The organism is [Mycobacterium] fortunisiensis, assembly GCF_019050325.1.
Taxonomy (GTDB): Bacteria; Actinomycetota; Actinomycetes; order Mycobacteriales; family Mycobacteriaceae; genus Mycobacterium; species Mycobacterium fortunisiensis.
Genome location: NZ_VOMB01000002.1, coordinates 332,214 through 350,684 on the forward strand (window position 1 = coordinate 332,214; position 18,471 = coordinate 350,684).

At 67.8% G+C, this 18,471-nt stretch carries 18 protein-coding genes and 1 pseudogene; 6 read left to right on the forward strand and 13 right to left on the reverse strand.

The genetic code is table 11. The features are described 5' to 3' along the window. Positions 1-4: 4 nt before the first annotated feature. The 3 genes from FR943_RS02035 to ligD form a co-directional block, all read right to left on the reverse strand. A complete protein-coding gene (locus FR943_RS02035; RefSeq protein ID WP_217154763.1) occupies positions 5-370 on the reverse strand; it encodes a heme-binding protein in 366 nt (121 codons plus the stop codon). A 326-nt stretch (positions 371-696) separates the two neighbouring features. Further along, positions 697-1,146 (reverse strand): STAS domain-containing protein, encoded by a 450-nt coding sequence (locus FR943_RS02040; protein WP_217154601.1) that lies wholly within the window; start codon positions 1,144-1,146, stop codon positions 697-699. Positions 1,147-1,323: 177 nt separating this feature from the next. After that, positions 1,324-2,553 (reverse strand): non-homologous end-joining DNA ligase, encoded by a 1,230-nt coding sequence (gene ligD / locus FR943_RS02045; RefSeq protein WP_217154602.1) that lies wholly within the window; start codon positions 2,551-2,553, stop codon positions 1,324-1,326. A gap of 54 nt (positions 2,554-2,607) precedes the next feature. Between ligD and fadD2 the strand changes: the two genes are divergently transcribed. Further along, positions 2,608-4,281, forward strand: coding sequence for a long-chain-fatty-acid--CoA ligase FadD2 (gene fadD2, locus FR943_RS02050; RefSeq protein ID WP_217154603.1), 1,674 nt, complete (start codon positions 2,608-2,610; stop codon positions 4,279-4,281). A gap of 32 nt (positions 4,282-4,313) precedes the next feature. On the opposite strand, the gene FR943_RS02055 is transcribed toward fadD2, so the two are convergent. The 6 genes from FR943_RS02055 to FR943_RS02080 form a co-directional block, all read right to left on the reverse strand. After that, on the reverse strand, positions 4,314-4,625 hold the full coding sequence (locus FR943_RS02055; protein ID WP_217154604.1) for a hypothetical protein: 312 nt from the start codon (positions 4,623-4,625) through the stop codon (positions 4,314-4,316). Between the two features lie 17 nt (positions 4,626-4,642). Next, a complete protein-coding gene (locus FR943_RS02060) occupies positions 4,643-4,897 on the reverse strand; it encodes a hypothetical protein (RefSeq protein ID WP_308170415.1) in 255 nt (84 codons plus the stop codon). 128 nt (positions 4,898-5,025) lie between these two features. After that, a complete protein-coding gene (locus FR943_RS02065; protein ID WP_217154606.1) occupies positions 5,026-7,221 on the reverse strand; it encodes an acyl-CoA dehydrogenase family protein in 2,196 nt (731 codons plus the stop codon). Positions 7,222-7,307: 86 nt separating this feature from the next. After that, positions 7,308-8,294 (reverse strand): 2-hydroxyacid dehydrogenase, encoded by a 987-nt coding sequence (locus FR943_RS02070; RefSeq protein WP_217154607.1) that lies wholly within the window; start codon positions 8,292-8,294, stop codon positions 7,308-7,310. Further along, the gene (locus FR943_RS02075; protein WP_217154608.1) at positions 8,273-9,397 is read right to left on the reverse strand and encodes an alpha/beta hydrolase; all 1,125 of its coding nucleotides are present in this window, start codon (positions 9,395-9,397) and stop codon (positions 8,273-8,275) included. Before FR943_RS02075 ends, FR943_RS02070 begins: the two co-directional genes overlap by 22 nt. Next, positions 9,394-10,023, reverse strand: a complete 630-nt coding sequence (locus tag FR943_RS02080; RefSeq protein ID WP_217154609.1) for a TetR/AcrR family transcriptional regulator — start codon at positions 10,021-10,023, stop codon at positions 9,394-9,396. The genes FR943_RS02075 and FR943_RS02080 overlap by 4 nt, the downstream gene beginning before the upstream one ends. A gap of 118 nt (positions 10,024-10,141) precedes the next feature. Between FR943_RS02080 and FR943_RS02085 the strand changes: the two genes are divergently transcribed. Next, entirely contained in the window at positions 10,142-10,723 is a 582-nt protein-coding gene (locus FR943_RS02085; RefSeq protein WP_217154610.1) for a VOC family protein, read from the forward strand. A 103-nt stretch (positions 10,724-10,826) separates the two neighbouring features. Here the strand turns inward: FR943_RS02085 and FR943_RS02090 are convergent. Continuing rightward, positions 10,827-11,656: pseudogene (locus FR943_RS02090) on the reverse strand (SAM-dependent methyltransferase). Between the two features lie 33 nt (positions 11,657-11,689). After that, positions 11,690-12,304 carry a TetR/AcrR family transcriptional regulator gene (locus tag FR943_RS02095; RefSeq protein ID WP_308170417.1) on the reverse strand — a complete coding sequence of 205 codons (615 nt, stop codon included), beginning with the start codon at positions 12,302-12,304 and terminating at the stop codon, positions 11,690-11,692. A gap of 76 nt (positions 12,305-12,380) precedes the next feature. Here FR943_RS02095 and FR943_RS02100 point away from each other — a divergent pair, with 76 nt between their 5' ends. Continuing rightward, positions 12,381-13,283 (forward strand): oxygenase MpaB family protein, encoded by a 903-nt coding sequence (locus FR943_RS02100; RefSeq protein WP_217154612.1) that lies wholly within the window; start codon positions 12,381-12,383, stop codon positions 13,281-13,283. On the opposite strand, the gene FR943_RS02105 is transcribed toward FR943_RS02100, so the two are convergent. Then, on the reverse strand, positions 13,280-13,705 hold the full coding sequence (locus FR943_RS02105) for a type II toxin-antitoxin system VapC family toxin (protein ID WP_217154613.1): 426 nt from the start codon (positions 13,703-13,705) through the stop codon (positions 13,280-13,282). The two genes, FR943_RS02100 and FR943_RS02105, sit on opposite strands and share 4 nt — an antisense overlap. A 6-nt stretch (positions 13,706-13,711) precedes the next feature. After that, the gene (locus tag FR943_RS02110; RefSeq protein ID WP_217154614.1) at positions 13,712-13,969 is read right to left on the reverse strand and encodes an antitoxin; all 258 of its coding nucleotides are present in this window, start codon (positions 13,967-13,969) and stop codon (positions 13,712-13,714) included. Positions 13,970-14,061: 92 nt separating this feature from the next. On the opposite strand from FR943_RS02110, the gene FR943_RS02115 reads away from it, so the two are divergent. The 3 genes from FR943_RS02115 (at position 14,062) to eccB (ending at position 18,447) form a co-directional block, all read left to right on the forward strand. Further along, on the forward strand, positions 14,062-14,955 hold the full coding sequence (locus tag FR943_RS02115; protein WP_217154615.1) for a class I SAM-dependent methyltransferase: 894 nt from the start codon (positions 14,062-14,064) through the stop codon (positions 14,953-14,955). Between the two features lie 184 nt (positions 14,956-15,139). Further along, positions 15,140-16,909, forward strand: coding sequence for a type VII secretion AAA-ATPase EccA (gene eccA / locus FR943_RS02120; RefSeq protein ID WP_308170420.1), 1,770 nt, complete (start codon positions 15,140-15,142; stop codon positions 16,907-16,909). Beyond that, positions 16,906-18,447 carry a type VII secretion protein EccB gene (gene eccB, locus FR943_RS02125; protein ID WP_217154617.1) on the forward strand — a complete coding sequence of 514 codons (1,542 nt, stop codon included), beginning with the start codon at positions 16,906-16,908 and terminating at the stop codon, positions 18,445-18,447. The genes eccA and eccB overlap by 4 nt, the downstream gene beginning before the upstream one ends. Positions 18,448-18,471 lie beyond the last annotated feature (24 nt).

Here is an 18,471-nt window from a genome sequence, read left to right on the forward strand (position 1 = left end):
CACATCACTGTCCTGGCGGCTGATCCGGTGGCGCGATACCGCACCGGGCACGGAAATCGATGAGCGGTTGACGAATCCCGGCCAGGTCCGCGTGGGCCTGCGGGTTGCCGTCGAAGTACGCCTTGGTGGCGTCGGGCAGCTCTTCGTGCGGCCGGCCGCGCAGACCCGTATAGAAATCGTTGACGTCCGGATGGGTCCACAAGTAGGTCGATGTTGCGGCGGCGACGCCCGAGGCGATGCCGGCCAAGTCGGCTGCCGTGCAGTTGGGTGGGCGTGGTGGCGGCTCGGCAGTTGCCGCCGGGGTGGTGAACAAGCCGATGACCACCGCGGCGGCGCCGACCGTGAGGGTCGGTGCGGTTCCCGGGCGCATGGCCAGTATGCGGAACACAGCGGGACTCCTTCCCCGAGCGAGCGGGGGCGAATGCTTTGCCCGGGCCGAACTGTAGCAGGTGGCGCCGGGTCCGGTGGGCCGAATGACACCGGCGCCGGTGGCTCGGATCAGTTTGGCGTGCTGTTGATTTCGAAAAGTTCGCCGACGAAAAAGCGAGATGGCTGCCCAGACCATCGGTCCGGGCAGCCATCTCGCTGTTTGTGGCGTCTCTAGTGGGCGGCCAGGTGCGGGGTCACCGCCCGACGGCGGTGCCGCAACAGCCGGTTCAACCAGCGAACATCGATCAACATGTGGTGGCCTTTCTCTCAGGCGCTCTTGGTGAGTAGGGGCAGCAACCGGCGGCGGGCCGTGTTGCCTTCGTCGAAGTGATGCAGTGCTTCGGGCACCGAGGCGCTCTGCGGTACCGCCACCTCCTGGTGCCGGATCTCGCCGGCCACCGAGGCGCTGGCGATCACCGTCCAGTCCACACCGAGGGCGCCGCACCGGTCGTCGATGTCGTAGAACAGCGAGATGGCTTGCGCTGCAAAGCTGTTCACCCCGCTCAGATCGAGTGCCAGCGGCTTCTCCGGAAGGATGAACCGATTCACGTAGGACGCAATCTGTTCGATGTTGTCGGTGCCGACATCTCCCTTGACGGTCACCACTGTCGCCAGCTGGCGGCAGTGCGCACGCATCGAGGCGCCGTCGCAGACCACTGCCGGGTTCCCGTACCGAAAATGCCGATTCGATGCCGGGGTGTTGTTCGTGAAAGTCATGACCAGCCTCCCGCCGTCGTTCCTGAGCTCGGGCTGAGCTCCGTCGCGTCAACCTGTTCCTCACGCTATGCGGGCAAAATAAGGCGGCAGGGAGCCAGGGTTAATGCTTTGCTAAGAACATCACTGCCCTACCGGTCAGTAAGGTTCGCCGAGATCAGCGCGCTGCGAACGGCAGGTTCAGCGGCGCCATTGCGCACCGCGGTAGTGCTCCCACGGGTTGTAGTCGGCGAGCAGCTCTTCGGACGCCGGCCGCTCGGCCTCGGGGACGTGCTGCAGGTTGACCCGCACCCGGTACCAGATCGAACTCGGGCCGCGCATGCCGTCGAGCAGAACGTCGACCGGCTGCAGCTGTGCGGCCGCCTCGGGATGACGTTCGCGCCACACGTCCAGGGCCGCGGTGGCCTCGTCCTTGGTTTTGGTGCGGGCGATTTCGATGAGCGGCATCGACGACACCCGCCTGCCGTCCCGCGAGGCGCCCTTGGGCGCTTTCTCGGCGGGCCCGAGCTCAGCGGCCAGGGACAGTAACGCGTCGAGCCCGCCGACCGTGGTGTCCATGCCCTCCCACGGATCTCCCATCTCGGCGAACCGCGCGGGAACCGTGGCGATCGTGAAAGCTTCGGGGCGGCAGCCCTCGACCTCTTCCCAGCGCAGCGGGGTCGACACCCGGGCATCAGGGGTGGCCCGCACCGAATAGGCCGAGGCCACGGTGCGGTCCTTGGCGTTCTGGTTGAAGTCGACGAACACTCGCGAACCCCGCTCCTCCTTCCACCACCGGGCCGTCGCGAGCTCCGGCGCGCGGTGCTCGACCGCGCGGGCCACCGTCTCGGCGGCCAGCCGCACCTTGGTGAACGGCCAGCGGGGATGGATGCGGGCATAGATGTGAAAGCCGCGGGACCCCGACGTCTTGGGCCACGCGGTCAGGCCGTGATCCTCCAGCACCTCGCGGGTGATCTGGGCGACCGCGACGATCTGCGGCCAATCCACGCCCGGCATCGGGTCCAGGTCGACCCGCAGCTCGTCGGGGTGGTCGAGATCCTCCGCCCGCACCGGATGCGGATTGAGGTCGACGCATCCCAGGTTCACCGCCCAGGCCAGGCCCGCCGCGTTGCGCAGCACGGCCTCCTTGGCCGAGGTGCCGGACCGGTACTTGAGCTCGGCGACCTCCACATAGTCCGGGCGCTTCTCCGGCGCCCGTTTCTGGAAGATCGCCTCGGTGGCGATGCCCTTGACGAACCGTTTGAGGATCATCGGCCGTCCGTACACCCCGCGCAGGGCGCCGTCGGCCACCGAACGGTAGTAGTTGATCAGATCCAGCTTGGTGACCCCCGCGTCAGGGAAAACCACCTTGTCAGGATGGGTGACGGCTACGCTCAGGCCGTCCAACTCCAGCGACAGTGCACCGGCCATCACCACATGGTAGTTACCACCCGTGGTGCGACAGCTGTCACATATTGTGGCGGCATGCCTAGTTTGTCTGACCTGCCCGCGCACCTCTCGGCGAAGGCCAAGCAGTACGCCGAGCGCGGCGCGGCCGAATTGCACTACGCGCGCAAGATGTTCGAGGCGGGCGCGCTGCGGTTGGAGCCGCCACAGAACATCGTGGCGATGCTGGCCGACATCCGGACCTGGGGTGAGATCGGGATGATCCCGGCACTCAACGCGAGGCGGCACCCCCACCGGGTCGCGGTCATCGACGACGAGGGCGAGCTGACGTTCGGTGAACTCGATGCCGCCGCACACGCGGTGGCCAACGAACTGCTCACGATGGGTGTTCGGGGCGGGGACGGCGTGGCCATCCTGTGCCGCAACCACCGCTGGTTCCTCGTCGCGCAATACGGGGCAGCGCGGGTGGGCGCCCGCATCATCATGCTCAACTCCGAGTTCTCCGGGCCGCAGATCAAGGAGGTCGCCGAGCGGGAGGCCGCCAAGGTGATCATCTACGACGACGAGTACACCGCCGCGGTCTCCCACGCCGAACCGGAGCTGGGCAAACTGCGTGCGCTGGGGGTCAACCCCGATTCCGAGACGCCGTCGGGCAGCACCGACGAGACCCTGGCCGACGTCATCGCCCGAAGCAACGGCCGGCCCGCGCCCAAGGCCAGCAAGCATCCCGCCATCATCATCCTGACCAGCGGCACCACCGGCACGCCCAAGGGCGCCAACCGGGCCGCGCCACCGTCGCTGGCGCCGGTCGGGGGAGTGCTCTCGCACGTCCCGTTCAAGGCCGGCGAGGTTACCGCGCTGCCGGCGCCGATGTTCCACGCGCTCGGGTTCCTGCATGCCACCATCGCGATGATGCTGGGCAGCACCTTGGTGCTGCGCCGCCGGTTCAAGCCCGCCACCGTCTTCGACGACGTCGAGAAACACGGGGTCACCGGCATGGTGGTGGTCCCGGTGATGCTCTCACGCATGCTCGACCACCTCGAGAAGATGCAGCCCAAACCCAATCTGTCCACCCTGCGGATCGTGTTCGTCTCCGGCTCCCAGCTGGGTGCCGAGCTGGCTTCGCGGGCACTAAAAGACCTCGGGCCGATCATCTACAACCTCTACGGGTCGACCGAGATCGCCTTCGCCAGCATCGCCCGGCCCAAAGATCTGTCGATCAATCCGGCCACGGTCGGCCCGGTGGTCAAGGGCATCACCGTCAAGATCCTGGACGACAACGGCAAGGAACTCCCGGCCGGTGAGGTGGGCCGCATTTTCGTGCGAAACACCTTCCCGTTCAAGGGATATACCGGCGGCGGTGGCAAGGAGATCATCGACGGCATGCTGTCCTCCGGTGATGTCGGCTACTTCGACGAGCACGGGCTGCTCTACGTCAGCGGCCGTGACGACGAGATGATCGTCTCGGGCGGCGAGAACGTCTTCCCGGCCGAGGTGGAGGACTTGATCAGCGGGCATCCCGAGGTCGTCGAGGCCACCGCACTGGGAGTCGAGGACAAGGAATGGGGTGCCCGGCTGCGGGCGTTCGTGGTGAAGACCGAAGGGGCCGGCCTCGACGAGGACGCGGTCAAGGCCTACGTCAAAGAGCACCTGGCCCGCTACAAGGTGCCGCGCGACGTCGTCTTCCTCGACGAGCTGCCGCGCAATCCGACCGGCAAGATCCTCAAGCGCGAACTTCGCGACCTGGAATAGACCTTCGGTGCCGACCGGCCGCTGGGCGCAGGTCAGGACATCATCGCGGCGCCGGGAACGGCCAGGCAGACCAACGACAGTGCCAGCAGAAACCAGCCCGCCCCCTGCCAGATCGGCCAGGTGCCTTCGGCTCGCCACACCTGATAGGTCCGGATGAACGCGCCCACCCCGCCGAGGAAGGTGATCGTGGGGACCAGGGCGGCCGAGAGCACGGAGTGGTCGAACGCGTAGAACGTCAGCGCCACCCCGGCGACCACGACGACGGCGACCACATAGCCCACCGCGGATCGGAACATCTGCGGGTTGTGCCAACGCTTTTCGACATCGTCTTCATCACTGCCCATATCGCCCACTCACGTCGTCACGGCGGCCCGTTGATGTACCAGGCCAGGCAGCCCGGCCGGTCCCGGCACGCGATGATGGCGCCGGCGTCGGGAGCGGACCCCCGCACCCTGGGTGGCCTGGGCTGCAGATTGCAGTTCACCACATAGGGGTTCCACGGAATGACGCCGTTGACACATGGTTCGGCCTGGATACCGGTGGGCGTCGGGGCCGTCTGCCCCCACCCGGCCGTCGGTGCGACAACGATCGACAGTATCGCTACGCCCAGCACCACCGGGCGCACAATGCGTTGTCGCGACGTTCTCATCATCGAGTGCCAACCGCTTGAGGTGGTCGACCATTTCTGGCCGCCTATTTCGACGGTAGCACTCGAGCGCGCAGGGAAAATTGGCGCAGCGGGAGTTACGGATCGCGCGGCAGGCCCAGCAGGCGTTCGGCGATGATGTTGAGCTGAACCTCGGTGGTGCCGCCGTAAATCGTGGTGGCCCGGCTGGCCAGCAGGTACTCGGCCCAGCGGCCGTACTCCTGCTCCGGGTCGCCGATGGCCCCGTCGGTGCCGAACGAAGCCACCGCGAACTCCGCATATCCCTGGCCGGTTTTCATCGACAGCAGTTTGGAGATCGCCGCGGCCGGCATCGCGTCCCCGCCGGCCAGGGTCAGCAGGGTGGACCGCAGGTTGAGCACCTTGGCGGCATGGCCCTCGGCGATGAGCTGGCCGGCATGGTTCTGCTCGATCTGGTTGAACTGGCCTTCGCCGACGAACGCCACGAACTGATCGAGGTTGGCCAAAAACGGCGGTTCACTGCTGCCGATCGACACCCGCTCGTTGGTCAGCGTGTTGCGGCTGACCTCCCAGCCGCGGTTCACCTCACCGAGCACCATGTCGTCGGGCACGAACACGTCGTCGATGAACACGGTGTTGAACATCGCGTTGCCGGTCAGCTCACGCAGCGGCTTCACCTCGACGCCCGGCGCCGTCATGTCCAGCAGGAAGTAGGTAATGCCTTGATGTTTCGGGGCGCTGGGGTCGGTTCGCGCCAGCAGTGCACCCCAGGCCGAGTACTGCGCGCCCGTCGTCCAGATCTTCTGTCCGGTGATCCGCCAGCCGCCGTCGACCTTCGTGGCCTTGGTGGTCAGGCCGGCCAGGTCGGAGCCCGCACCGGGCTCGGAAAACAGCTGGCACCAGATCATCTCGCCGCGGAACGTCGGCGGCAGGAACCGTTGTTTCTGGTCGTCGGTGCCGAAGGCCACGATCGACGGGATGATCCAGGAGGCAATGCCCATCTGCGGCCGCTTCACCCGACCGGTGCTGAATTCCTGGGCGATGAGGATCTGTTCGATCGGCTCTGCGGCGCGCCCCCACGGCCTGGGCAGGTGCGGCTGCACCCAGCCGCCCTCGGCGATCGCGGTGTTGCGCTCGCCGCCCTTCGGAATCTCTTTCAGAGCAGCGACTTCCGCTCGGATCTCGGCGCGCAGTCTCTCGGTGTCGGGATCCAGATCGATGTCGACCGCACGCATGCCGGTGCTGGTCGCGGTATCGACCACCAGTTGGGGGTGGTCCGAGGCCCGGCCGAAGCCGGCCGCCAGCACCAGGGCCCGCCGGTAGTACACGTTGGTGTCGTGTTCCCAGGTGAACCCGATACCGCCGTGCACCTGGATGCAGTCCTGGGTGGTGTGTTGTGCGGCGGCCGGCGCCAGGGTGGCGGCCACTGCGGCGGCGAACTCGAAATGTGTTTCCTCGGCGCCCTTTTCACGCACCTCGTCCAGCGCACGGGCGGCATCCCAGACCGCCGCGGTGGCCCGTTCGGTCTCGGCGATCATCCCGGCGCACTTGTGCTTGATCGCTTGGAACTGCCCGATCGGCCTGCCGAACTGTTCGCGGATCTTGGCGTAGTCGGTGGCGGTGTCGGTGGCCCAGCGGGCGACACCGATCGCCTCGGCCGACAACAGGGTGGTCACCAGGGCGCGGGCCAGGGGCCGGCTGAGGCGAGACAGCAGGCGGTCCGAGGCCACTTCGACCGCGTTGGCGCGCACGTGGGCCAACGGTCGCAGCGGATCGACACTCTGGACCGGTTCGATCTCCAGGTGCTCGGCGTCGAGGACCACCCATTCCTGGCCGGAGTCGATGGCGACCGGCAGCACCAGCACCGAGGCCTGCGCGGCGGCGGGCACGGCCCGCGCCTCGCCTCGGACGATCAGGCCGGTGCCGTGCCGGGTCGCGGTCAGGTCGGAGTCGATGGCGTATGCCGCGATGGCCTCGCCCGAGGCCAGCCCGTTCAGCACCTTGGCGTCTGGGTCGTCGGCCGCGATCAGGGCACCGGCGATCGCGGATGGAACGAAGGGGCCGGGCACCGCGCCGTAGCCGAACTCGGCCAGCGTGATCGCCAGCTCGAGGATGCCGAAGCCTTGCCCGCCAACGGATTCCGCCAGGTGAACACCTTGCAGGCCCTGTTCGGCCGCGGCTTTCCAGTACGGCGGAGGGTTGGGGACCGGGGTTTCGAGCGCTTCGTGCAGTACCTCCGATGGCGCCACCCGGGCCACCAGGGACCGAACCGAATCGGCCAGGTCGCGATGTTCAGACGTGATGGCAAGGGGCATGTGGAACCTCCATCCGGGGGTATTTCTCCAATAACCGGTCGGTTGGGCCGAGGGTACCCCGGCGTGACCGGCGCCACTCCACGGCCCTATTTAACTCCGTTTACTACGTGGGCCAGCGGTTCGCCGTCACGGATGCGACGGCAGTTCTCCACCGCCATCGTCAGATAGCGCCGCATGGTGTCGACGGTGTACCAGGTGACGTGCGGGGTGAGCACCACGTTGGGCAACTCCAGCAACGGACTGCCGGGTGGCACCGGTTCCTCGGCGAACACGTCCAGCCCGGCGGCCGCCAGCCGGCCGGTGCGCAGGGCCTGCACGAGGGCGGGCTCGTCGATGATCGGCCCGCGGGCGGTGTTGACGACGACGGCGCCGGGCTTCATCGCCGCCAGGGCCGCATGGTCGAGCAGGCCCCTGGTGGCCTCGGTCAGCGGCAGGTGCAGCGAGACGATATCGCTGGCGGACAACAGCTCTGGCAGGCTGCGCCACCGGGGGTGACCGGTGTCGCGGGTACTGGTGTGCAGCACCTGGGCGGGCTCGGCGCCCATCGCGACGGCGATCTTCTCGACCCGCTTGGCGACGTTGCCGTATCCGATCAGGCCCAGGGTGCATCCGCTGATGTCGCGGACCGTCTCACCCAGGCTGGGATCTGACGGCCAGCCCCGGCCCTCGCGGGTGGCGCGGTCGAGCTCGGGCAGTCGGCGCAGCGCGGCCAGCATCAGCAGCACGGTGCCCTCGGCCACCGACGGCGCGTTGGCGCCGGGCATGTTGGCCACCACGATGCCCAGCCGGGTGGCGGTGTCGACGTCGATGGTGTTCACCCCGGCGCCCAGTTTGTGCACCAGCCGGAGCCGTAGCCCGCGGTGCAGATCGTCGCCGGAGACCGGGCGCAGCACATGCCAGAGCACCTCGGCCGACGGGAGCTCCCGGTAGAACGTGACGTCGTCGTCCTCGGCGCAGAACGTCACGTCCAGCCAGTCATGATGGGATGCAAGGAAATCCAATACCCGGTCACCGGGAGTGAAGTGGGCCAGGACCTTGATCCGCCCGGGGCTCACCACCGCTTCGCGATCCATTCGGCGATGGTATCGGCCTGTTCGCCGCGGGCGCCCGGGGTGGTGAAGTAGTGATCGGTGTCGATGGCGCACCGGGTCTTGTCGGTGCTCGCCAAGGCGTCGTAAATGCGTTGGGCGTCAGACGGATACACCCCGGTGTCCTGGTCGGCGTTGATCACCAGAGCCGGGCAGGTGATCCGGGCCAGATGCGGCTCGGCCCGGGTCTGGGCATGGCGCAGGCTCCACATCCCGATCCAGTTCCGCAGCGTGGTGGCCGCGGCGATACCGCGCGCCGAGCGGTTCGCCTTGACCGGCACCCCGGCGTAGCACAGGTTGGGCTGCCTGCCGGTCGGCTCGATCGTGGGGTCGACCATCCTCGGGTCGGCCCAGGTGCGCATGACCGTGAACGGCCGGTCCGAGTACCCGGCGGCCCGAACCCTTTTGAGCTCGTCCTCGGCCCAGTCGGTGATCTTCTCGTTGCGGGCGATCTGGGCCGCGCGGTACCGCGTCACGAACTCGGCCGAATAGGGCGGGCCGTTGCGTTCGTCGAACAGATCCAGCGCGGGGTCGGTGGCCACGGCGTCCCCCTCGTCGACGACCGAGGCGTCCATCCAGGCGGTCAGCACCTCCGGGCGGCCCGGATGTGCGGCGCTGGCCACGTAGCCGTCGGCGGCCGGCAGGTCGGTCAGTCCGGCCGCCGGGCGCATCCCGTCCAGCGGCCGCACATTCGGCTCGACGGCTTGGGACTGGTAGGCCGCCATCAACGAACCACCACCGGAGTTGCCCAGCAGCACAATGGTTTCGATGTTCTGGGTGTCGCGCAGCCAGCGCACCCCGACGCCGATGTCGACCAGGGCGTGATCGAGCAGGAAGCTGCTCTCGAATCCGCGGAAGCGGGTGTTCCAGCCGAGAAAGCCCACCCCCCGGGCGGCCAGGTGCTCGGCGATGTAGTGCTCGGAGAAGTCGATCTGGTAGTGCGTGGCGATCACCGCGACCTTCGGCTCGTGGCCGGCGCGGCGGTAATAGAGCCCCTGGCACGGGTATCCGCCGGCACCGGCCCGCTGGGCCGTCGGCGATTCCAGCCCGATGAACTCGCGGACCACTTCCGGTGACGCTTGGTTCATGTGCGGGGCTTCTCCTCGTGGTAGATGGTCCGGTAGAACACGTTGGCCAGGGCGGTGATGCAGGCGGTGTCGTCGGCGGTGGCGTCGCGGCCGCCCGACAGCTGGGTGTAGCAGAACTGGTTGAGCATCGACACCAGGGCGACCGCGCTCAGGTGCGGGTCGTCGTCGGGGCAGAACCCTTGCTGCTGAGCATGTTTGATCATCTCGGTGATCATCGCGATCGGCAGCTGGCAGATCTCGTCCCAATATTCGGCGAAGTCGTCATCGATCATCGCCATCTGGGACACGCTGATGATCTCGGCCAGGCGGTGCCGGTAGGTCGTCCAGTGCGCGGCGGCGGCCTGGTAGCTGCGTTCCCAGTTGCCCAGGTTGGGTCCGGTCGCAGGCAGCGCGCGTTCGCGGGCCTCATTGCGGAAGCGCAGCGCCCATTCGCGCACCATGGCCTCTTTCGAGGCGTAGTAGTTGTAGAACGACGCGGTCGAACGGCCGGCCTCCGACGCGATGTCGGCGATGGTCGTGGCCAGGATGCCTTTGCGGGCCACCACCGCTCGGGCCGCGCTGTCGATGGCTGCCTGGGTGCGGCGGCCGCGCGCGGTGGGCAGCGGGGTGCGGGGGCTGACGGTCACAGGTTCCTCACTCCCGACGGGCCGGGTGACGGGCATTGATCGTATCTGAATCTGATGTTAGATTCAGATACGCAGCTGCGCCAGCCCCTGGTGCGTCCGCCCCCGGAGGTGCATCGACGTGATCAAGCCCGACAACCCCAACTCGGAGTTCGAGTTCGGCGGCATCAACCATGTGGCCCTGGTCTGCGCGGACATGGCGCGCACGGTCGACTTCTACACCAATGTGCTCGGCATGTCGCTGATCAAATCGCTGGACCTGCCCGGCGACATGGGGCAGCACTTCTTCTTCGACGCCGGAAACGGGGACTGCATCGCGTTCTTCTGGTTCCGCGACGCCCCGGACGGCGTGCCCGGGGTGTCGGCGCCGGCCGCCATCCCCGGCGTCGGTGAATTCGTCAGTGCCACCGGCTCGCTGAACCACATCGCGCTGCATGTGCCCGCCGAGAAGTTCGACGAGTACCGGCAGAAGCTCAAGGCCAAGGGTGTGCGGGTCGGCCCGGTGCTCAACCACGACGACAGTCCGATGCAGGCGTCGGCCACCGTGCACCCCGGCGTCTACGTGCGGTCGTTCTACTTCCTCGACCCCGACGGGATCACCCTGGAATTCGCTTGCTGGACCAAGGAATTCACCGACGACGACGCGCAGACGCCACCCAAGACCGCGGCCGATCGCCGGCCGCGGGTGGTCGCCGGGGGATAGCCCGGTCGCATCGAAACTGAAGCCAGGGACAAAAGTGGGCGCATTCTCGTCCCTCAGTGCAGTCTCGGCGAAAGCCCGGCACCGCGCCGCCGACGGACCCGGGCTACTTGGTGGCGACGACGAAATACCCACGCGGCACGCCCGGGACATCCAGCGGCACTGCCGGGGCGAACCAGCGGCCCCACTTGTTGCCGGGTTCGGCCACATCGGTGACGCTGGCCGACCAGCCCAACCGTTCACACAACTGCCCGGGGGCGTCGGTGCCGAACAGCCACGGCGCGCCGTTGCGCTCCATCTGCTCGCGGACCGCGGCCAGCATCACGTTGTCCAACAGGGTCTTGCCGACGATGTCGTAGAGCAGCACCGAGCCGGGTGCACAGAGCGTGTCGACCCGCTCGAACAGCGTGTGGACAGCACGCTCGTCGAGGTACTGAAGCAGCCCTTCCATCAGCCAGACGGCCGGCTGATCAGGGTCAAAGCCGTTGGACCGCAAGGCATCAGTCCAGTCTTCGGTGAGGTCGACACCGATGGCCACCCGCCGGCAGCGGGGTTCGTCCTCGGCCAGCACGTCCGCCTTGGCGGCGATCACGGCGGGCTGGTCCAGTTCGTACACCGTGGTGCCGTCAGGCCACGCCAGCCGGTAAGCCCGCGCATCGAGCCCCGCGGCAAGGAGAACCACCTGTCGGAGCGGGGGGACCGCACGCAGCAACGCCTCGTCCCAGAACCGGGTGCGCACCACGATCTGCAGCGTGGATTTGTCGCCGGTGGCGGCAACGGATTCGGCCAGCATCCGCCGTCCTGCCTCGCCGGCCAGTTTCGTCGCGAACGGATCGTCGAAAAGCCGGTCGGGACGGCGGGTTCCTCGGCTCGAATCGCTGCCACCAGGACGCCGGTGTCGGCCACCGCCTGACCGGGAGTCTGTCCGGAAGTCATACCGCCATCATGCGCGTCGCCGGATCGACCGCGTCAGCTTCCCGGTTGCCGCAGGCCGGCCACCGCGTCGAGCATCGAACGCAACTGGTTGATGAGCTGTTCGGGGGACAGCGCCACATCGCCCGAGAGCCAGGCGCTGATCGTCTGGGTCACCCCGCCGACAGCGAAATACGATGTGGCTCGCAGGTAATCGTTCTCCTGCAGGTGGAGGGCGTCTTCGGCATGCTGTCCGAGCAGGCCGGCGAACAGGGCGGTGGACTCGACGCGCTTGCGGGCGAGCACCTCGTTGGACAGTTTGACGCTGAACAACAGCCGGCCGATCCGTGGATCCTTGGCGATCAGGTGCACGATGTTGGCCATCCCCGCCGCGGTCTGTTCGGCCAGCGGGACCTCGGCGACGGCGGCTTGCGTCGAGGTGGCGATCTCGGTGATCACCCAGTCGTACACCGCACCGATGAACTCGTCCTTGTCGGTGAAGCTCTCGTAGAAATACCGCGCGGCCAACCCGGCGCTGCGGCAGACGGCGCGCACGGTCACTTCGGCGTCCTCGGCGCCCAGCAGGTCCAGTCCGGCCTCGAGCAACTGGCTGCGGCGCTGGGCAACGCGGTCGGCTGCCTCGATGCCGCGGTACGGGCGGACCTGCTTCACCCACCCATCTTGACACCTGTCAGGCCGACAGGCCAGTATCAGGAAACAAGGGTTCTCAGTTTCAGAAGGGGCGACCATGACGGTCAGTGATCCGGTACCGCACGTCGAGCGGGCAATGAGTGAGTCGTCGGGAGCCGTCCCCGCGCCGAGGCGTCGCCGTCGTGGCGCCAGTTTCGACGACGGGCTGATGGGTGTGGCGCTGCTGGCCGGCCCGGCCAATGTGATCATGCAGCTGGCAAACCCGGGCGTCGGCTACGGCGTCGTGGAGAGCCGCGTCGACAGTGGCCGCACCGACCTGCATCCCATCAAGCGGGCCAGGACCACCTTCACCTACCTGGCGGTGGCCACCCGCGGCTCCGACGCCCAGAAGGCCGCCTTCCGTCGCGCGGTCAACAAGGCCCACGCCCAGGTGTACTCCACCGAGGACAGCCCGGTGAAGTACAACGCCTTCGACAAGAACCTGCAGCTGTGGGTGGCCGCCTGCCTCTACAAGGGCGGCGTGGACGTGTTCCGGATGTTCGTCGGGGAACTCGACGACGAGACCGCCGACCGGCACTACCGCGACAGCGTCACCATGGGCACGACGCTGCAGGTGCCCGAGGACATGTGGCCGGCCGACCGGGCCGCGTTCGACCGGTACTGGGAGCAGTCGCTGGAACAACTGCACATCGATGACACGGTGCGGGGCTACCTGTACCCGATCGCCGCGGGCCGGCCCAAGAATCCGAAACTGCCCAGGGTGGTGCAGCGCCGGTTCGACGCCATCGCGCTGCTGATCACCACCGGGTTCCTGCCGCAGCGGTTCCGCGACGAGATGCGGCTGCCCTGGGATGCCAAGAGTCAGAAGCGGTTCGACCGGTTGATCACGGTGCTGCGCACGATCAACGACCTGCTGCCCTCGGTCGTCCGGCAGTTTCCGTTCAACCTGCTGCTCAAGGACCTCGACCGGCGGATCCGCACCGGCCGCCCGCTCGTTTAGAGCGGCCGCAGGTGCCGCACCGAGGTGAACCGGGCGAAATCCCGATCGAGCGTGACCACGTCGCAGTGGTGTTCGGCTGCGATCGCGGCAAGGACGGCGTCGGGAATCAGATCGCCCGCCGCGTCGGCTTCATCGCACAACTCTTGCAGTAGGGCGAGATGGCGCGGGCCGGGCCCGACCCGTAGGTGGTTGGGCTGCGCGTCTACCGCGGTGATGAACGCGAACGCCTCGCTACGCGGCGACGGGATCTCGAAGATCTGGCGATTGGTAGCCAGCCGCAGAAACGATCCCCACACCATGGGCGGCACCGCGAAACGTTCTGCGGCGTCGAGCATGTGGTCGAACCACGCTCGGACGGATGCGTGGTCGGGGTGATCTCCGCGATGCACGGCGAGCACCACATTGACGTCGAGCAGAAGCATGCGCTGTTACCGCCGCGCGTCGAGGTCGACGCCTTCGTCGAGGGCCTCGTGCAATGCCCGGTTAGACCGCAGGTCGACGCCTGGGCGTGGCCCACTACCGCCGGTGAACACCGGGACGGCGAGCCGTGGTGCGGTGTGGGAATCTGCTGCCAGTTCGCGGCGCAGGGCGTCCTCGACGAGTGAGCCGAGCGTCTGCCCCCGCTGCTGGGCGTGGCGCTTGGCTGCGGCCAGCAGTTCGTCGGCGATCGCGATGGTGGTGCGCATGATGTCACCCTACGCGCATCACGCGCATCACTGGGTGCGATTCCAGCTCTCACCGCGCAGAACTGTCAGAATCGCGGCGTATTCTCGCGGCCGTGCGAACAGACAAAGACACCTGGGACATCACCACGAGTGTGGGACAGACGGCGTTGTTCGTCGCGGCGTCAAGGGCTTTGGAAGCCCGCAAGCCCGATCCGCTGGCTGTCGACCAGCATGCCGAGGCGTTCTGTCGCGCCGCCGGCGACGAGTGGACGGCCGTTGTCGAAGACACCGACCCCGAGCATGCGCTGCACACCGAGTTCGGCCGTGACTTCGTCAGCTTCCAGGGCGCCAGGACCAAGTATTTCGACGAGTACTTCGCCCGGGCGATCGACGCCGGGGTGCGGCAGATCGTGATGTTGGCGGCGGGGCTGGACTCGCGGGCCTATCGGTTGCCGTGGGCCGACGGCACCGTGGTCTACGAGCTGGACCAGCCGCGGGTGCTGGAGTTCAAACGCGAGACCATGGAGCGGCTGGCCCAGGCGCCGACGGCCCGGCGGTGCGAGGTGCCCATCGATCTCCGGGAGGACTGGCCGCAGGCCTTGCGTGCCGCCGGCTTCGATCCCGCGCAGCCGTCGGCCTGGATCGTCGAGGGGCTGTTGATCTATCTGCCGGCCGCAGCACAGGAACGGCTGTTTGCTGGAATCGACGAGCTGGCCGCATCCGGAAGCTTTGTCGGCATCGAGGAAGCCCGCCCGATCCCCGCCGAGGCGTTCGAGGCCAAGCGGGCCGAGGCCGCCGCCTCCGGTGACGAGAACGCGTTCTTCAACCTGGTGTACAACGAGCAGCACGCTCCCGCCGCGCAGTGGTTCGGCTCGCGCAACTGGGCTGCGGAAGCCACCCCGCTGCACGACTATTTGGCCGGTGCGGGACGGTCTGTGCCCCCGCCGGACTCCGAAGCTGCGCTGATGACGTCCACTATCACTCTGGTGTCCGCCATCAAAGGGTGACTTGATTCACGTTCGGCCGGGGGCACGTGCCTCTCGACACTAAAGTTATGCAATGCTAACTTCAGCAAAAGTTAGCTTAGCCATACATTAGGGAGAGAATCGGGGGCTCTTGCTCCCGTGCACGCATATGGGTAGTGACACGCTCGCGGCTCCGACACAGGGAGCGCCCCGGCTGGATCGAGATGTGATCAGCCGTTTCGCCACATGCTGCCGTGCGCTGGGCCTGACGGTGAACGACCGGCAACGCCCGGCCGATCTCGCCGCAGCCCGGTCTGGCTTTGCTGGATTGGCACACATCGCGCATGACCACTGCGACGCCTGGACCGGTCTGGCCGCCGCGGGTGACGTGTCGGGTCCGGTGATCGACGCCGTGTGGCGGACCCGCGCCAGCGCCGGTCTGCTGCAGCGCGAAATCGATCTGGCCGCCGGTCAGCTCGGTTTCACCTACGACAGCGGGTTGTACCTGCAGTTCCGGGCCGCCGATGTGGACGATTTCCAGCTCGCCTACGCCGCGCGGCTGGGGGCCGAGGGGAAGCTCGCCGAAGCCGATGCCCTGGTGGCCGAGCTCCTGGAGCGTCGTCCCGGCTGGCTGAACGCCACCTGGCTGCGCGTCGCGCTCAACCACCGGGCCCAGCGCTGGTCGGATGTGGTGCGGTTGCTCACCCCGGTCGTCACCAACCCGGCGTTGGACGAGGTCAGTTCGCACGCCGCCCGGATCTCCCTGGGCATCGCCCTGGCCCGGCTCGGCATGTTCGCGCCGGCGCTGTCCTACCTGGAAGATCCGTCGGGCCCGATCACGGTCGCAGCTCTCGACGGCGGCCTGGCCAAGGCGCTCACCCTGCGCGGTCAGGGTGAGGAGGAAGACGCCAACGAGGTGCTGCAAGACCTGTTCGCCGCGCACCCGGAGAACAAGCAGGTCGAGGAGGCACTGTCGGACCCGACGTTCGGCCTGCTCACCACCACGGCCGCACGCATCGAGGCCAGGTCCGATCCGTGGGACCCCGACAGCGAGCCCACGGAAGAGGACTTCGTCGACCCGGGCGCCAAGGAACGCAAGGCGCACCTGCTCGTTCAGGCCGAAGCCGAACTGGCCGAGTTCATCGGCTTGGAGGAAGTGAAGTACCAGGTCGCCCGGCTCAAGAGCTCGGTGGCCATGTCGATCCGCCGTCAGGAACGTGGCCTGGCCGTCGCGCAGCGCACCAACCACCTGGTGTTCGCCGGTCCGCCCGGAACGGGTAAGACCACCATCGCCCGCGTCGTCGCCAAGATCTACTGCGGCCTCGGGCTCCTCAAGAAGGAGACCGTGCGCGAGGTGCACCGCGCCGACCTGATCGGCCAGCACATCGGCGAGACCGAGGCCAAGACCAACGCCATCATCGACAGCGCACTGGACGGCGTGCTGTTCCTCGACGAGGCCTACGCGCTGGTGTCCACCGGCGCCAAGAACGACTTCGGTCTGGTCGCCATCGACACGCTGCTGGCCCGGATGGAGAACGACCGTGACCGGCTCGTGGTGATCGTCGCGGGCTACCGCAAGGACCTGGACATGTTCCTGGACACCAACGAAGGTCTGCGTTCGCGCTTCACCCGCAGCATCGACTTCCCGTCCTACTCGTCCTCCGAACTCGTCGAGATCGCCGAGCGGATGGCCGAAAAACGGGACAGCACATTCGAGAAGGCTGCCCACGACGAGATGGAGCGGCTGTTCGGCTACCTGGCCGAGGCGACCATGCCGGACGCCAACGGGGTGTCGCGGCGCAGCCTGGACATCGCTGGTAACGGCCGCTTCGTCCGCAACCTGGTCGAGCGTTCCGAAGAGGAGCGTGAGTACCGCCTCGACCATTCCGACAACGACGACTTCACCGACGAGGAGATGATGACGATCACCGCCGGTGACGTGAACAACTCGGCTGCCCCGCTGCTGCGTGGCCTGGGATTGACGGTGCCGGCATGACCGACGAGCGTCGTTCCTTTTCCTCCCGCACCCCGGCGAACGAGAACCCCGACGGTGTGCAGTACCGGCGCGGCTTTGTCACCAAGAACCAGGTCACCGGCTGGCGATTCGTCATGCGCCGCATCGCTTCCGGCGTGGCATTGCACGACACCCGGATGCTGGTCGACCCGTTGCGCACGCAGAGCCGGGCGGTGCTGACCGGTGCGCTCATCCTCGTCACCGGTCTGATCGGTTGCTTCCTGTTCTCGCTGTTCCGGCCGGGTGGGTCGGCGGGCAACGACGCGATCCTCGCCGATCGGTCGACCGCGGCGCTGTATGTGCGGGTCGGGGAGCAGGTGCATCCGGTGCTCAACCTGACCTCGGCCCGGCTGATCAGCGGCAAGCCGGACAACCCGAGCACCGTGAAGACCAGCGAGATCGACAAGTTCCCGCGCGGCAACCTGCTGGGGATCCCCGGTGCGCCCGAGCGCATGGTGCAGAGCGCCGCGCACGACGCGGATTGGACTGTGTGCGAAGCGGTTTCGGGTACCAATGCCGGAGTGACCCTGATCGCCGGGGCGCCCGCGTCCGGCGGTGAGCGGGCGCTGCCGCTGACGTCGGACCGCGCCGTGCTGGTGCACAACAGCGCCGGCCCCACCCCGGGCGACTGGCTGCTGTGGGACGGCAAGCGCAGCCCGATCGATCTGGCCAACCGTGCCGTCACCGATGCGCTTGGGCTCGGGGCGCAGATCCCGTCGCCGCGGCCGATCGCGGCCGGGTTGTTCAACGCCATCCCGGAGGCTCCGGCCCTGACCGCACCGCCCATCGCCGAGGCCGGCGCGCCGACGAGCTACGAACTGTCGACGCCGGTGCCGGTCGGTGGCGTGGTGACCGCCCACGACGCGGACAACACCGCTCACCATTACGCGGTGCTCGCCGACGGTCTGCAGCCGGTCTCGCCGGTGCTGGCCTCGATCCTGCGCAACACCAACTCCTATGGCCTGGACCAGGCTCCGCAGATCGGTCCCGACGAGGTGTCGCGGATGCCCGTGTCGCGGGCCATCGACACCTCCGCCTACCCGAACGCTCCCGTCACGCTCGTCGCGCCGTCGGCGGCCCCGGTGACCTGTGCCCAGTGGATCAAGCCAGAAGGGGCCACCGAGAGCAAGCTGTCGGTGCTCTCGGGTGCCGCGCTGCCGGTGGCCGACGGTGTGCACACCGTGGACCTGGTCGGCGCGGGCAGCAACGGCGCCGCCAACCGGGTGGCGCTGACCCCGGGCAGCGGATACTTCGTCCAGACCGTGGGGGCCGAGCCCGGATCGCCGGTCGCCGGTTCGTTGTTCTGGGTGAGCGACACCGGTGTGCGCTACGGCATCGAGACCGCCGGCGACGACAAAGTGGTGAGTGCCCTCGGTCTCACCGCGCCGGCCCTGCCCATCCCGTGGTCGATCCTGAGCCAGTTCGCGGCCGGCCCGACCCTGTCCCGCGGCGACGCACTCATCGCGCATGACGCCTTGTCGCCGAACGTAAATGCTGCCCGCGTAGAGGCGACTCGCTGATGAGTGCTTGCGCGAAGAGGAGAG